The organism is Flavobacterium sp. HJSW_4 (assembly GCF_042436695.1).
Taxonomy (GTDB): domain Bacteria; phylum Bacteroidota; class Bacteroidia; order Flavobacteriales; family Flavobacteriaceae; genus Flavobacterium.
Genome location: NZ_JBHNPP010000002.1, coordinates 287,310 through 303,906, shown reverse-complemented (window position 1 = coordinate 303,906; position 16,597 = coordinate 287,310). Strand labels below are relative to the sequence as shown.

The following is a 16,597-nucleotide window of genomic DNA, read 5'->3' as shown; positions in this document are numbered from 1 at the left end:
AAATAAAGTTGTTAATAAATCATTTAAATAAGTGTAAGGAAATAGCTGAAAAAATTTTAAAAAAACGTATCTTGGCACGCTTTGAAAACTAATATAATTATTTAATATAACAACTTATGTCTGAAGGAGAAAAGTTAATTCCCATTAACATAGAGGATGAAATGAAGTCAGCTTACATCGATTATTCGATGTCGGTAATTGTGTCGAGAGCACTTCCTGATGTTAGAGATGGCTTGAAACCAGTGCACCGAAGAGTTCTTTATGGAATGTATGATTTAGGTGTAACATCAAGATCTGCCCACAAAAAGTCTGCGAGAATTGTAGGGGAGGTTCTGGGTAAGTACCACCCGCACGGTGATACCTCTGTTTATGATGCAATGGTACGTATGGCGCAGGAATGGAGTATGCGTTATTTATTAGTTGACGGACAAGGTAACTTTGGATCTGTAGATGGAGACAGTCCTGCAGCAATGCGTTATACTGAGGCCAGAATGCGTAAAATCTCTGAAGAGATTATGGCCGATATCGAAAAAGAAACAGTTGATTTTCAATTGAACTTTGACGATACAATTTACGAGCCTAAAGTAATGCCAACAAGAGTTCCTACTTTATTAGTAAACGGAGCAACTGGTATTGCGGTAGGTATGGCGACTAACATGCCGCCACATAACTTAACTGAAGTTATCAATGGTACTTTGGCGTATCTTGATAATAATGATATTGAAGTAGACGAATTAATCACTCATATTAAAGCGCCTGATTTTCCTACGGGAGGTATTATCTATGGATATGAAGGTGTTCGTGAAGCTTTTAAAACCGGTAGAGGGCGTATTGTAATGCGTGCTAAAGTTGGTTTTGAAGAAGTTGACGGAAGAGAGTGTATCATCGTTACTGAAATTCCATATCAAGTTAACAAGGCAGAAATGATCAAACGTACTGCTGACTTAGTTAACGAGAAAAAAATCGAAGGTATTGCCAATATCCGTGACGAGTCGGATAGGACAGGTATGCGTATCGTTTATATCTTAAAACGTGATGCTACACCAAACGTAGTTTTAAATACTTTATACAAATACACTCAATTACAATCTTCTTTCAGTGTAAATAATATTGCATTAGTTAAAGGACGTCCTCAATTATTGAATCTAAAAGATATGATTCACTACTTTATTGAGCACCGTCACGATGTAGTAGTTAGAAGAACGCAGTTTGAATTGCGTAAAGCTGAGGAAAGAGCTCATATTTTAGAAGGATTAATCATTGCTTCTGACAATATCGATGAAGTAATTGCGTTAATTAGAGGATCTAAAAACACTGACGAAGCAAGAGAAAAATTAATCGAAAGATTTAAATTATCAGATATTCAGGCTCGTGCAATTGTTGAGATGCGTTTACGTCAGTTGACAGGTCTGGAGCAAGATAAATTAAGAGCTGAATTTGACGAATTAATGAAGTTAATTGAGCATTTGAAAGCTTTATTAGCAGATGTTAATATGAGAATCGATTTGATTAAAGAAGAGCTTACAGAAATCCGTGATAAATACGGTGATGAAAGACGTTCTCAAATCGAATATTCTGGTGGTGATGTAAGTATTGAAGATTTAATTGCCGACGAAAATGTGGTTATTACTATTTCGCACGCAGGTTACATCAAACGTACAAACTTATCTGAATACAAAACTCAAAATAGAGGTGGAGTTGGACAGAAGAGTGCTGGAACAAGAGATCAAGATTTCTTAGAGCACATGTTCGTGGCGACAAATCACCAATATATGATGTTCTTTACTCAAAAAGGAAAATGTTTCTGGATGCGTGTTTATGAAATTCCAGAAGGAAGCAAAACAGCAAAAGGTAGGGCAATTCAGAACTTGGTAAACATTGAAAGTGATGATAAAGTAAAAGCTTTCATTTGTACGCAAGACTTAAAAGACAAAGATTATATCAATACGCATAATCTTGTAATGGTAACGAAACAAGGTCAGGTTAAGAAAACTTCTTTAGAGAAATATTCTAAACCAAGAGCGAATGGAGTTGCTGCTATTACAATTAAAGAAGGTGATGAATTACTTGGAGCTCAGTTAACAAACGGAGAAAGCCAAATCATCTTAGCGGTTAAATCTGGTAAATTAGTTCGTTTTGAAGAAACTAAAACACGTCCGATGGGAAGAACAGCTTCTGGAGTTCGTGGTATTACCTTAAAAGATGAAACTGACGAAGTAATCGGAATGGTTACTGTAGATAAAAACGATATCTCTACATCTCAAATCTTAGTTGTAACTGAAAACGGATACGGAAAACGTACTAAATTAGTTGACGATGATGGAGAAGATGTGTACAGAATTACAAACCGTGGAGGTAAAGGGGTAAAAACGCTTAATATCACGGATAAAACAGGTAAATTGATCTCAATTAACGCTGTTACAGATGCAGATGATTTAATGATTATTAATAAATCTGGATTGACTATCAGAATGGCAATTGAAGATTTACGTGTTATGGGACGTGCAACTCAAGGTGTTAGATTGATTAACTTAAAAGGAAAAGATTCTATCGCTGCTGTAACAACTGTAATGAAAGATGATGCAGAAGAAGTAGAGCTAGATGAAGATGGTAATGTAATCGAATCTGTAATCGAAAGGGTTAAACCAGATATGGAGGTTCTTGAAGACGATGGATCGGCAGAAGAGGAAGACGACTCTGATGATGAAGCAGTAGAAGATGAAGACGATGCAGAAGACGAGGAATCTGAAGAATAGTTAAAAAACAAAAATTAAATACAAACAAATATTATTATGAAAAGTAAATATGTAATACTTGCATCAGCATTACTGATCTCTGTAGCTACGTTTGCTCAAAAAGATCAAATTAAAGACGCTGAAAAAGCATTAAAAAGTGGTGATGCTCAAGGAGCAATTACAATACTAAAAGATGCTGAAAACTTAGTTGTAAATGCAAAAGATACTGAGCAGGCACAATTTTATTTCGTTCAAGGGAATGCTTTTCTTGACCTTGCAAACAAAAAAGTTGAAGAAGGTAAAAACTTATTAGCAGCTGCAAGCAGTTATAAAAAATTAATTGAAGTAGAAAAAGCTTCTGGAAAACAAAAATATTCTACACAAGCTGCGGCATCAATCACTAACATCAAAGGTTTGTTGATTAATTCTGCAATTGCTGATACACAAGCAAACAAACATGCTGATGGTGCAAAAAAATTGTACGAAGCATATGAGTTAGATAAAAAAGATACAATCAACTTGTACTATGCAGCTTCTACAGCTGTAAATTCACAAGATTTTGATGTTGCTTTACCAATGTATGAAGAGTTGAAAAAATTAAACTTTTCTGGAAAAGGAACTTTATACTTAGCTGTAAACAAAGCGAACGGTAACGAAGATAACTTTGCTAACGCTAAAGAAAGAGATTTAGCTATTAAATTAGGAACTCACGAAAAACCTAAAACTGAGGCTATTCCTTCTAAAAGAGGTGAAATCTACAAAAACTTAGCATTAATCTTAGTTCAGAAAGGACGTACTGAAGATGCTAAAAAAGCAATCGCTGATGCTAGAAAAGCAAATCCAGATGATAGTTCTTTAATCTTAACTGAAGCTAATTTATATCTTGAGACTAAAGACTTCGATATGTACAAAAAATTAGTTGGTGAGGCTTTACAAAAAGATCCAAACAATGCTGATTTAGTGTTCAATTTAGGAGTAATTAGCGCTGGAGCTAAGAATAATGCTGACGCAGAGAAATATTACTTAAAAGCGATTGAAATCAATCCAGAATATACAAACGCTTACTTAAATCTTGCAGCTTTAAAATTAGAGGCTGAAAAACCAATCATTGACGAAATGAATAAATTGGGTACTTCTGCTAAAGACATGAAACGTTACGATGTTTTAAAAGCACAAAGAGAAAGTGTTTTCAAAGGAGTTATTCCTTACCTTAAAAAAGCTAACGAGTTAGATCCTAAAAATGATGATGTTGCTAAAACATTGTTGGGGGTTTACAAAGCTTTAGAGATGACTGCTGAAGCAAAAGCACTAAAAGCTACAATGAACTAATTTTTAGTACATAAAATAAAAAAAAGCCATCAGTTTTACTGATGGTTTTTTTATGCTTAAATCTGAAACTTAAAGTAATGTTGCAGATAAAGTAATAGTCGTATTTAATAATTTAGAAATTGGACAGATTTCTTTCGCTTTTGCAGCTGTTTTTTCAAATTCTTCAGCAGAAATAGAAGGAACTTTTCCTTTTAAATCTAAATGAATTAAAGTGATTGTTCCATCTTCAAAAGTTACTGTAGCTTCTGTAGTTAAATCATCTGCTGTAAAACCACCTTCGTTAAGTAAAAAACTTAATTGCATTGTAAAACAGCCAGAATGCGCTGCAGCAACCAATTCTTCTGGATTTGTTCCAACACCATCTGCAAATCTCGTTTTAAAAGACAGCTGTGCATTATCTAAAGTTGTGCTTTGCGTGCTTATTGTTCCTTTTCCTTCCATACCGGTTCCTTGCCAATTGGCGTGTGCTTTTCTTGTAAATTTCATCTTTTAGTTATTAAAATTAATATTTGGATTGTTATTCGGTTGATTATCAAATTGTAGTAATCTATCAAATATACCGAAAATTTTGCATTCGCGCTTTATCAATTTGTTAGCTGAAAGTAAATTCGCAAAAAAAAGGTGCTATAAAATTTATAGCACCTTTTGAAATATCTTAAAAAATAAAATTAGGATTTATTCCTGTCCTAAGTTTCTTAATTGTTTCAATTTATCTTTCCAAACTTCAAGGCTTTCTTTGTGAATCGCAATGTTTTTACGAACTTCTGTAACTATTGAATTCTCTTTTTTAGCATTTTTAGTATTAGTAAAAAACTGAATGTTGTTTTCTAACTGGAAAATTTCATTTTGAACTTCCTCAATTTTACGCATAATAAAGATTTTTTCATTGTCTAATTTACGCGTATCGTTGCTGTCAGTTAGAGAATCAATGCGGTTTGCAAAACGCATCATTTCAGATTCTTTTTTGCTTAAACTTAGTTTTTCAAAAAGAGCATCTAATATTTTATTGAACTTTCCTTCAATGTGTCTTCTTGAAAAAGGAACTTTACCAAAGCCTTTCCAAGTTTCAATATGCGCTTTTATGGCATCTAAATCTGTTTTGTGGTCTCCAGTAAGTTGGAAAGCTCTCAAAGTATCTAAATATGTTTTTTTGTTGTCAAAAGCGACAACTTCTTCGCTATTTTCTTCAGATTTGTGTTCTTTTAATTTATCAAAATAATGGTTGCAGGCATCCTTAAATTCTTTCCAGATTTTGTCTGAATATTTCTTAGGAACATGGCCAATTTGCTTCCATTCTTCCTGGATCTGTTTCATTATAGGAGTTGTAGCAGGGAAATCAGTACTTTCCTGTAATTCTTTTGCTTTTGCAACAAGAGCCAGTTTTTTGTTTAAATTATCGTTTTGATCTTTTTTAATGTCTTTATAAAACGAATTTTTGAAAGCGTTAAAATTTCTAACCGCAGTTTTAAACGCTGCCCATGTTTCTTCATTTACTTCAGAAGGTACTTTTCCAGCTGCAAAAAACTCATTTCTTAAATCTTCTACTTTCTGAATTTGAACAAGCCATTGCGAATGAGAATTTACTTTTTCGCTTCCAAGTACTTCAATTTTAGCAATAATCTCTTTTTTAATTTCAAGATTTTTTTGCTCATTTGCTCTTTGGCTTTCAAATAAAAGTTCTCTTTTATCGTGTATTTTTTTTGTCAGTTCGCTAAATTGATTCCAGATCGCATCGCGATGTTCTTTAGAAACTGGTCCAATTTCTTCTTTCCAGATTCGGTGTAAATCCTGTAATTCACGGAAAGATTTGCTAACATCGGCATCATTTACCAATTCTTCAACGCGAGCTATAATTTTTTGTTTTAGTTCTAAATTGTGTTTAAAATCTAAATCTCTAGCTTCGCGATCTAAGTGTAAATAATCGTAGAAGTTTTCTACGTGAAAATGGTAATTATTCCAAACGTGATTGTATTTGTCTTTCGGAATTGCTCCAGCATTTTTCCATCTTTCTCTTAATTCATTAAAATGTTTAAGAGTGTCTTTGATGTTTTCTTGTGGATTGATTAATTCTTTTAATTCTTCGACAATAGCCAAACGCGCATCTAAATTGGTTTTTAGATTGGTCTGTAAATGTTTAAAATGAGCATTTCTTTTCTCTCTAAAAACATTATAGTATTCGTCAAATTTTGATTTTAAAGGAAGATGATATTCAAATTCTTCATTAGGATCTGGATTAGAAGCTAAAAATTCTTCTTTTTTCTCCTCTATAAGATGGTGATATTGCAGTAAAAAAGCCTTTTTGATTTCTTCAATATGATCTTTTACAGACATAACTTTGTCTATATTAACCAATTTTTTAAGTTCATCAACAAGGGCATCAAGAGAAAACGTATTGTAATCTTGCATAGGAATGTCATGACGTTCCTTCAAAGTTTCGTCTTCACTTTCAGCAGCATTTGAATTGGTGATAACATCTAAGGCTTCTTGATGAGCACTTTCTTGTTTTTCGAATTCATTATCAGTTTCTGAGACTAAATCTTCAGAATCTGATACTTCAATTGCTTCATTTGTTACAGAATCATTTATTTCGATTCCAGATTTTCCGTCTGCTTCATGCAGGTTATCATTCTTTTCTTCTAACATCTTTAAAAATGTATAAGGTTTTTATTTTAAACAATGCGAAAGATAGTAAAGGTGTTTCTAACTACAAAATAAATCACTTGTTTATACGGTATTTTACGACGAAATTCTTATTCTTTCAGAAAGTTTTCTAGTATGTTGAATATATTTTTACTGAATTGATGAAGTATATATAAATTCAAAATCAGTATTGTTTTTGAAAAAGACTCTCAATAATCTACTTTTTTAGGACTTATATTGCCATTCTTTTAAATTAGAAAAGAATAAGTACTCCAACTTCCATACCCCAATTATAAGTTCTATTAGGGCCAAAACCAGCGCTGGGGTGTATGTAAACTAGATTTGAGGGAGTTATTTTTCGTCCGAATTCGACAAAAGCATTATTTTGAAAACCTTCTAAAACAGCGTTGTATCGAAAAGCAACGTCACCTGAAACCCAGTTTTTTCCAAAAAAATGCATTAAAAGATTTTCGATGAGAAAGATACTAATGTCAGAACGATCGCTGTTTCCAGCAAAACTCTGCTGATATTCTGCTGTTGTTAAGGATAGAAACTTTTTTTTATTGAAATATCTTCCATAAACCATTGCAGGCATAACAACCCATTTTCCAGTTCCAAAATTAGGATCTGCAGCTGTGTTAGAATAAACGCGGGTTCTTAGTGCAATACCGTTGTTATTTCTCAAATAAGGAATAAAACTTATACCGCCTCCAACATCTCCAATCGCTGTTTTATTGGTCGATTCGGTGTTGGTGGAAACCAGCGGAAGATCAAAACGTAAATTCCAGGCTTTATTGCCAATTGGCACCAGAAAACGAACTTGAGTGGTGTTAAATGAACCTTTGTCGGTATCTAGATATTCATTATAAAACAGAATTGTCTTTAGGAAATAATGATATCGAGGCTCAGATAGCGGACTTTGTATGGTGTCTGTATTTTGAGCTGAAAGTAGATTGTTAAATAAAAAAAATAAAATGCTAAGTACTAGTATTTTCTTCATAACCACCTGTTAATTAGTGGATTAAAAATACAAAAAATACGTTAACATTTTATTTTTTGATACTTATTTTATTTGTTCCAGATTTTCCAAGCTTTCTCAGCCTGAAAAATAAGCATATCATGTCCGTTTTTAATAACAGCTCCCATCTCTTTTGCTTTTCGTAAGAAAGTAGTTTCTGCCGGATTGTAGATTAGATCGTATGCAATATGTTTTTCTGTAAAAAACTCGTACGGTAAATTTGGGCAAGCCTCAATATTCGGACTTGTTCCAACTGGTGTACAGTTAATTATAATTTGAAAATTGTCAAAAGTAGTGGCATTGATCAAATCATAATCAATGATATTTTCTTTTGCTTCTCTAGAAACAAAAGTGTACGGAATATTCAATTCGTCCAAAGCAAAAGCAACACCTTTAGAAGCTCCGCCTGTTCCTAAAATAAGAGCTTTTTTATGATGTGGCTCCAATAGTGGTTTAAGCGACTTTTTGAATCCATAATAATCAGTATTGTAACCTTTTAATTTACCGTTTTTAGTAAATTTAATGGTGTTTACAGCGCCAATTAAAGTTGCTTTTCGTGATAGTTTATCTAAGAAAGGAATAACTTGTTCTTTGTACGGAATTGTAACGTTTAATCCCTTTAAATCAGGATTGTTTTTAATTAATTCTGTGAAGTAATTAATCTCAGAAATGTCAAAATTCTCGTAGCTGTTACCAGCAAAAACTTCATTATTAAATTTTTCTGTAAAATAACCTTTTGAAAAAGAGTAGCTTATGTTGCGTCCTAATAATCCAAAACGTCTTCTTAATAAAATATCAACCATTCTTATTTGCGATGTTTTTCTATGTAATTTTTTACCATTTTTTTTGCCCAAACAACAGGGAATAAATCTTCAATTAAGATATAATTATCAAAGTTTAAACGTAATCCGTTGCTTAGGTGAAATTTAGCTTTTGTGTTGTCTTGAATCATGAAATACAATCCAGCCAAACGATATTCGATTTCATTTTCTTCAGGGAAATATTCTGAAGCTTGTAATAAAGTCTGAACAGCCGTTTCAAATTCTCCTAAAAATTGAAGAATATCAACCCAGTACAACCAAGTATCTAATGCATAATCTCCAAACTCAACCGCTTTTCTGAAACCAAATTCGGCTTCTTCAAAGAAATTCATTTGTTTGTTGATAGTCGCATATCTTTTCCAATACAAACGATTTTGATTGTCAATCGCCAAAGCTTTATTCACAAAAAATAATGCTTTTTGATAGTTTTTTTGGCGAAGGTGAAAATCTGTAATCGCAATCCAGCCTTTGTCTAAAAGCGGATCTTCATGTACAGTTTGGTTATAATATTGAATTGCTTTCGCTAAATTTCCAAGTTTTTCATAACATTTTCCAATTCGAAGAAGGGCGTACGAAGTCGCATCGTCCAATTCGATGGTTCTGTTATAGCTTTCAATGGCTTCATTGTATTTTTTCAGGCGCTCGTAAGCTTTGGCTTTTTCCATAAAAGCACCCAAAAATTCATCATCAATCAGCGTTGCATAATCAAATGCACGAATTGCCGCTTCGTATTCTTTTATGCCATAGTGAAGACGTCCAAGCTGATGCCAAGCGATTTCGCTGTACGGATTTCTGTTGATGTAATCGTTTAAATAGACAATAGCTTCTTGATTTTGGTCTAAAAACTCAAAGCAATACACTACGTTATACAGAGCAGATTGATCTTCTAAATCTTCTTCAAGACATTTGATGAAACTGTCCTTTGCAAGTTCGAGATTATCCATAAAAAGATATTCCATTCCGATCAAGTTGTACACATCAGCATAATCATCAGTGTATTGAAGCGCGATTTTTAACAGTTCAACTGCTTTTTCGTGCTGATCTCTTTTAGAACAGATATTGGCTTTTTGGATGTAAATTTCCTCGTTATTAGGTTCAATTGCGTATAACTCATTCAAAAGCTTTTCGGCGATGTCGAGTTTGTCATCATAAACTAGCATTTCTACTTGTACTAATTTTAAGCCTGTAGATTTTGGATGCTGGTCTAATGCAAGTTTTAAGGCCTTTTTTGCTAAATTAGCCTTACCTATATCTAAATAATGAAGGATTATTTCTTCGAATTCTTCAGAATCAAAAAAGAGCACTTTGTTAGTTTTCAACATCGACTCAAATTTGGATAGGGATAGGTTATAATCTTCTTCTTCGTTGCTTAATTGCATACTTCGTATATTTGAAATTAGCCTGTTATAAATTTAGGCAACCATATAATTGTTGTAAGGATAAGAAATTAATTGTTTTGAACAATTTAATTAACAATATATGGCGTTTTTTATTCTATTTTGGGAAGAAATCTCTCTTGTTATAAAGGGATTAGCTTCAGTTTTGTCATTTTTTAATTTATATCGGAAGACTTTATCGAAATAGAAATTGAGTGATATTTTGTTTCGTTTAATTAAAAACAGCACTAAAATAATCTGATATTTTAGTTGTTATTCTTTTTCATTATTTCGTCCATTACTTCCAAAATAATCGCACAACCTTCTCTAATTTCGTCTTCAGAAATGGTTAAAGGAGGTGTAATTCGTATTGCGCATCCTTCAAATAAAAGCCAGAATAAAATAAGTCCTCTGTCTTGACAGCTTAAAATGACTTCGTTTGTAATATCTGCTGATTCTGTCATTGCAGCAAGCATTAATCCTTTTCCTCTAACTTCTGTAATCAAAGGATGTACCAAAAGTGATCTAAACAGTTTTTCCTTCTCAAGTGTTTCTGCCATTAAATTTGTTTCAGTTAATTCTTGCAAAGTAGCTAAGCAAGCTGACGCAATGACAGGATGGCCTCCAAAAGTCGTAATATGCCCTAATTTTGGATTTTCTGTTAAAAGATCCATTTTTTCGGCAGAAGCAGTAAATGCTCCAACTGGCATTCCGCCGCCCATTCCTTTACCCATAACAACGATATCTGGAACAACATCATAATTTTGGAAACCAAAAAGTTTTCCTGTTCTTCCAAAACCTGGTTGGATTTCATCAACAATCATCAGTGCTCCAACCTCATCGCAACGTTTACGAACTTTCTCAAGGAAGTTGTTTTCTGGCTGAATAAAACCTGCTCCGCCTTGAATAGTTTCTAAAAGAATCGCCGCTGTTCGAGTGGTTATTTTTTGTAAATCTTCTTCGTTATTGAAAGTGATAAAATCAACATCTGGAAGCAAAGGTCTGAAAGCTTGTTTGCGCTCCTCAAACCCCATAACGCTCATAGAACCCATTGTGTTTCCGTGATAAGCGTTGTGGCAAGAAATAAGCTGACTACGGCCTGTAACTCGTTTTGCAAGCTTTAAAGAGCCTTCGATAGCTTCTGTACCCGAATTTACCAGATAAGTTTTATTTAAAGATTCTGGAAGAAGAGAAGCCATTAATTTGCAATATTGAACGGCTGGGCTTTGCGAATATTCTCCGTAAACCATTACGTGCGAATATTTGTCCAACTGATCTTTTATCGCCTGATTCACTCGAGGATGCTGATGTCCTAAAGTGCAAGCCGAAACTCCGGCAACAAAATCTAAATATTTTTTATCGTTTGTATCGTATATGTAAGAGCCAATGGCATGCGAAACTTCCATTCCCAATGGGTAAGGAGAAGTCTGCGCTTGGTATTTTATAAAATCTGGATTCATTTCTTTTAAGGTTCAAAGTAGCAAAGGTACTGAGGTTCTAAGATCTTTAACTTTACGTTTAAGTTAAGTTTCTTGAATTAACTATCCCAAGACTGTAAACTGCGACCGTGACTAATAACTATTTGCTTTTAGCTTTAGCTTCAGTTTTAACAGCAGGTTTTGGATTTTTCTTGTCGTAATTCAACGTTTCTTTTCTGACTTTTAGCGGAATGTTTTTACCTTTTTCTTCTTGTTCCTTTCCTTCTTTAATCAGTTTTTCGTTCAGTTCGTTGTCTTCGGTAGTAAAAATATCATCTTTCGATTTTATCCTTTCATCGCCTCGCCAATTCATTCCTCGCAGTTTGCGGGCATTTTCGGGAAGTTCGTCTTCAGGGAAAATATCGCCATCCACTTTATTGAAAAAAGTAATGGTTTCGATCGCATTATTCTCCAATATCATATTGATTTTACTACTAACATTTTTATTGATTCCGATCAACTCGTTCGTATCATTTCTCATGTAATAAATGACTTCCGTGTTTTTAATGACATCAACATCATGTAGTTTTCCATCCCGGAATTTTCCATACAAATTGAGTCCCTTGACTTGATTAAAACCGGTTCCGAGTGTGTCCTTGGAGAGTACGAAACTATTGTTTAGTACTTTTAAAGAATCAATTTTTCTCGTTTTATTGTCGCCAATCAAGTGCATTACGTCACCTGTGATTTGGTTATCACCATTCCAAAGAATCGGATTTCCAATAAGTTTTGTCAAAGCCGTTTTAGAATTCGAATGTATCGAATCGCATTTACCGCTCATGTCTGTTTTATAAAAACGGACATTATTAAAAGCACGCAGAATTCGTTCGCCTTCTTTTCCTGTTACCAATAATTTTTTTCCATGAATGTAAACCGAATCATTTTCAACTAAATTGATTGCAACAGCTCTTTTGGTTACAAACATCGAATCTTTAAGCTTATAAAGTTCCGCATAATGCCCTTTTACAATTCCTTTATTGATCGAATCTGTAATTTTTACATTTCGTGTTGCCGATGCAAATTCAATATTTCGATTGTAAAATAAACTATCGCCTTCTATGAGTCTGTCGTCATATTTGATATACGATCTTCGAAGAAAATGCGCTAAGTTTTTCTTCGTATCATAAAAACCTTTTTCGGTATAAATGTAATTGGCTTTACTTGTAATAGTTGAGGGGCCAAGAAGATACGTATGTCCAGAATTACTGTAATAATCCAAATGGTTTGATTTAATCACGTATTTCGGGTTTGTAATTGTCACTTCAGTCAAGAACTGAAATTTCTTTTCTTTTACATAATACCTTCCAGATTTACTTACCAAAGTATTATCCTTGTTTACAATTGTACCTTTTGTATTATAAAAAGCTTCTTGAACGTTTCTGTCAAAATTAATCGTATCAGTCTGTAAAGTAGCATCTGGAGAAGTTAAAACCGCATTTCCTGTAGCAAAAGCTTTTCTTTCATTTCCGCTATATTCCGCATATTTACTATTCAAGAATAAAGTGTCTCCCTGCACTAATTGCACATTTCCGAATGCTTTTAGATAATTTTCTTTTTGAAAAAAGTAGGCTTTATTACAAGTCAGCACAACACCATCATGATTCACTTTTACATTTCCAGTAAGCAAAAGTGCATCTGGTACATTAACCTGATCCACATCGGAAAAGTCAGCATTTTCGATGACGATATTTTTAGGAGTTTGTGCAGTTTTTTTGGCCTGCGCAGAAATAAATTGTACGCTAAGAAACAGACAACAAAATATGAAAAAGAGTGATTTCTTCAACTGATTAAATTTTTGTCAAATTTATAAAAAAGGATAGAACCTGTGGCCGATATTAGGATTAATTTATAATAACTCGCCAACACTTCGAATAAGAAGTTCAGCATTATTTATTTTTTCAACAAAAGATTCAACTCTCACGTTGTAGTTACGGTGTTTTGGATTTAAAAGAAGGCATTTTAAAAAGATGATGCTCTGAGTTTTAAAAAATGAATTACATTTAGAAATTGGTTTTAATGCTTCTGAAGGATTAAAATTAAAAAATCAAGGAAGAATATTTCAAAATTATATGATAAGTAAAAAAATAATCGCAGCCGGAATTACGTTAACTGTACTATTTTCAGCCTGTAAAACAAAAGATTTAAAAATGAGTACAGTAAAAGAACAAACTACAGCAGAAAAGAAAGTTGTGGTCTATCAAGTTTTTACGCGCCTTTTTGGAAATAAAAATACAACCAACAAACCGTGGGGAACCATCGAGGAAAATGGCGTTGGAAAGTTTAATGATTTTACAGATAAAGCGCTTCACGAAATAAAAGATTTAGGAGTTACCTATATTTGGTATACTGGTGTTCCACATCATGCTTTGGTGCGTGATTATACGGCTTATGGGATTTCAAATGATGATCCAGAAGTGGTAAAAGGCCGTGCAGGTTCTCCTTATGCAGTGAAAGATTATTACAATGTGAATCCAGATTTGGCTGTGAATCCTGCTAAGCGTTTAGAAGAATTTGAAGCTTTGATAAAACGTACTCATGACGCCGGTTTAAAAGTAATAATTGACATTGTTCCGAATCATATTGCAAGAAAATATGAAGGAAAATCGAATCCTGCAGGCGTAAAAGATTTTGGTGCAGATGATGATGTATCAGTTGAATACAAACGAGATAATAATTTCTATTATATTCCGAAAGAGCATTTTGAAATTCCAGATGGTGATATTCCGCTAAATGGAGAGCAAAATTTATTGATTGATGGAAAGTTTGATGAAAATCCAGCGAAATGGACAGGGAATGGTTCTCGAAAATTCAAACCAAATCAAGACGATTGGTACGAAACTGTAAAAGTTAATTACGGAGTGCGTCCAGATGGTAGTAAAGATTTTCCTGAACTTCCTGCAGGTTTTGACCAAAAATCATATCGAGAACATTTTGCTTTTTGGCAAGATAAAAACGTTCCAGATTCTTGGAAAAAGTTCAGAGATATTGCCTTGTATTGGACCGCTAAAGGAGTTGACGGATTCCGTTATGATATGGCAGAAATGGTTCCGTACGAGTTTTGGAGCTATATGAACTCGTCAATTAAAATGAAAAATCCAAAGGCATTTTTGTTGGCAGAAGTTTATAATCCGAATGAATATCGAAACTATATTCGTTTAGGAAAAATGGATTATTTGTATGATAAAGTTGAAACGTATGATAAGCTGAAAGATGTTATTCGCGGAAAATCTTCGCCTGACGAATTAACAAAAATCCAAACTGGAATGTCAGATATTGAACACCATATGCTTCATTTTCTTGATAATCATGATGAACAACGTTTAGCGAGTCCAGAATTTGCGGGAACTCCAGAAAGAGGAAAACCTTTAATGGTAGTTTCGGCAACAATAAGCACTTCGCCAACCATGATTTATTTCGGACAAGAAGTAGGAGAGGCTGGAAATGAAGATGCTGGTTTTGGAAAACGTTCAAGAACTTCAATTTTTGATTATATCGGAGTTCCAAATCATCAGCGTTGGATGAATGAAGGTAAGTTTGATGGCGGGCAGCTTTCTAGCTCAGAAAAAGAACTTCGTGACTTTTATAAACGCTTATTGAATTTTACAATCAATAGCAGTGCTTTGATGGGGAGTTTTGAAGAAATTCAATCCGCAAACAGGCAAAATAATGAAGCTTATGATGCATTATTGTATTCTTACGTACGTTGGTCAGAAAACCAAAAACTAATTGTAATTGCTAATTTTTCTTCTGAAAAAGGAAGCGAATTTAATTTGAAAGTTCCTTCATCACTTATTTCAAAATGGAATTTAAAAGATGGAGAATATCAATTGAAAGAACAATTATATCAAAATAACACATTTGTACTAAAAGTTCAGAATGGAGAAGGAGAGGCGAGAGTTTCAATTCAACCTTCAGAATCTTTGATTTTAGAATTGAAATAAGATTTTAAAACACATAGAAACATAGATTTGAATGCTTTAAAAAAGACGCTTCACTAGTTTAAATGCACATAGCTTATCTATGTGTGGAACTGGTTTCTTTTGTATTCTTTTTTGCTCAATCCCGAAGCTTCGGGACTATGTTTCTATGTGTTTAAAAATTTTTTAAAGCTTTTTAAGCAACGAAAGAATTTCTCTAATAGAAAATTGAGCACCGCAAACAAATTCATCTGAAGCTCCATAATAAACCGTTAGTGTGTCGCCATCAGGTTCAATAATATGGCCGTTTGTGAATACAACATTTCCAAAGAAACCGCTTAATTCGTAATTAGTTTTAGGAAACATAATTGGAGTTTCGGTTCTCGAAATCACTTTTGTAGGATCTTCTAAATCCAATAAAAAAGCGCCCAAACAGTATTGATGAAATTCGTTGGCTCCATGATAAATTTCGAGCCAGCCTAGATCTGTTTTTATCGGTGCAGCTCCAGCGCCAACTCTTTTACTATCCCAACTTTCTTTTCTGGTTTTGATAATACATTTATGATTTCCCCAATGAATTCCGTCAGGAGAAGAAGCTATCCAAATGTAATTTCCGCCAATATCTACACTACTCGGACGATGTAAAGCATAAAATAAACCGTTTATTTTCTCTTCAAAAATGGCGCAATCTTTATTGTGAGGAGGAAATATCAATCCACGTTTTTCGAAATTTTTCCAATCGGTTGTGGTTCTTAAACCAACGCCAACGCCGCTTGGAGAAACAGAAGTGAAAGTGAGATAATATTTTCCTTCAATGAGAGAAACACGACAATCTTCAATTCCAAAAGTTTCCAAAATACCTTCTCCAACCAAATGCGGATAATCTTCAGGTTCATAAAATCTTTTTCCATCTTCACTGCACAATAATCTTATATGCGACAAAGTAGTTAAATAATCAATTCCTTGATAATTTATTACGCGAGCATCTGTTGCTATAAGTTCGGGATGATCTTTTAAAATTTCAATAATCTGAATTGTGCCTGCTTCAGTTAAAATCGGAAACGAAATGATGTTTTCAATCTGTTTTGGTCTTTCTGCAACGCGTACAGCCAGCCATATTTTATTTTGAAATTGAAATACTCCAGGATTTAAGAGACAGGTAATTTCAAGACCTTCTCTGCTTGGCGGTAAATCTGATGGAGATAGTAAAGGGTTTTCTATGAAACGATTGGCAATGTCTTTCATAATCTTCGTTTAAGTACCTAAAAGGTATAAAAAAAAGC

General features: G+C 33.6%; 11 protein-coding genes. 3 read left to right on the top strand and 8 right to left on the bottom strand.

What is annotated here, in order from left to right:
* The first annotated feature begins 116 nt into the window (after positions 1-116).
* Both gyrA and ACE01P_RS03150 read left to right on the top strand, forming a co-directional pair.
* Entirely contained in the window at positions 117-2,756 is a 2,640-nt protein-coding gene (gene gyrA, locus ACE01P_RS03155; RefSeq protein ID WP_379694045.1) for a DNA gyrase subunit A, read from the top strand.
* Between the two features lie 36 nt (positions 2,757-2,792).
* Positions 2,793-4,064, top strand: coding sequence for a tetratricopeptide repeat protein (locus tag ACE01P_RS03150; protein WP_379694043.1), 1,272 nt, complete (start codon positions 2,793-2,795; stop codon positions 4,062-4,064).
* A gap of 69 nt (positions 4,065-4,133) precedes the next feature.
* Here ACE01P_RS03150 and ACE01P_RS03145 read toward each other — a convergent pair whose 3' ends face one another.
* From ACE01P_RS03145 to ACE01P_RS03115, 7 genes are all read right to left on the bottom strand, one after another.
* Entirely contained in the window at positions 4,134-4,550 is a 417-nt protein-coding gene (locus ACE01P_RS03145) for an OsmC family protein (RefSeq protein ID WP_379694040.1), read from the bottom strand.
* A 189-nt stretch (positions 4,551-4,739) separates the two neighbouring features.
* Entirely contained in the window at positions 4,740-6,707 is a 1,968-nt protein-coding gene (locus ACE01P_RS03140) for a DUF349 domain-containing protein (protein ID WP_379694037.1), read from the bottom strand.
* A 250-nt stretch (positions 6,708-6,957) separates the two neighbouring features.
* Positions 6,958-7,704: a lipid A phosphoethanolamine transferase gene (locus ACE01P_RS03135; protein ID WP_379694035.1), complete on the bottom strand. Its 747-nt coding sequence runs from the start codon at positions 7,702-7,704 to the stop codon at positions 6,958-6,960.
* 68 nt (positions 7,705-7,772) lie between these two features.
* A complete protein-coding gene (locus ACE01P_RS03130) occupies positions 7,773-8,525 on the bottom strand; it encodes a shikimate dehydrogenase family protein (RefSeq protein ID WP_379694032.1) in 753 nt (250 codons plus the stop codon).
* Between the two features lie 2 nt (positions 8,526-8,527).
* Positions 8,528-9,922: a tetratricopeptide repeat protein gene (locus ACE01P_RS03125; RefSeq protein WP_379694029.1), complete on the bottom strand. Its 1,395-nt coding sequence runs from the start codon at positions 9,920-9,922 to the stop codon at positions 8,528-8,530.
* Between the two features lie 263 nt (positions 9,923-10,185).
* Complete coding sequence (locus ACE01P_RS03120) at positions 10,186-11,379, bottom strand: aspartate aminotransferase family protein (RefSeq protein WP_379694027.1); 1,194 nt, start codon at positions 11,377-11,379, stop codon at positions 10,186-10,188.
* A 118-nt stretch (positions 11,380-11,497) separates the two neighbouring features.
* Positions 11,498-13,180, bottom strand: coding sequence for an OstA-like protein (locus ACE01P_RS03115; protein ID WP_379694024.1), 1,683 nt, complete (start codon positions 13,178-13,180; stop codon positions 11,498-11,500).
* A gap of 286 nt (positions 13,181-13,466) precedes the next feature.
* Between ACE01P_RS03115 and ACE01P_RS03110 the strand changes: the two genes are divergently transcribed.
* A complete protein-coding gene (locus tag ACE01P_RS03110; RefSeq protein WP_379694021.1) occupies positions 13,467-15,338 on the top strand; it encodes an alpha-amylase family glycosyl hydrolase in 1,872 nt (623 codons plus the stop codon).
* Positions 15,339-15,500: 162 nt separating this feature from the next.
* Here ACE01P_RS03110 and ACE01P_RS03105 read toward each other — a convergent pair whose 3' ends face one another.
* Positions 15,501-16,559: a glycoside hydrolase family 130 protein gene (locus ACE01P_RS03105; RefSeq protein WP_379694018.1), complete on the bottom strand. Its 1,059-nt coding sequence runs from the start codon at positions 16,557-16,559 to the stop codon at positions 15,501-15,503.
* Positions 16,560-16,597 lie beyond the last annotated feature (38 nt).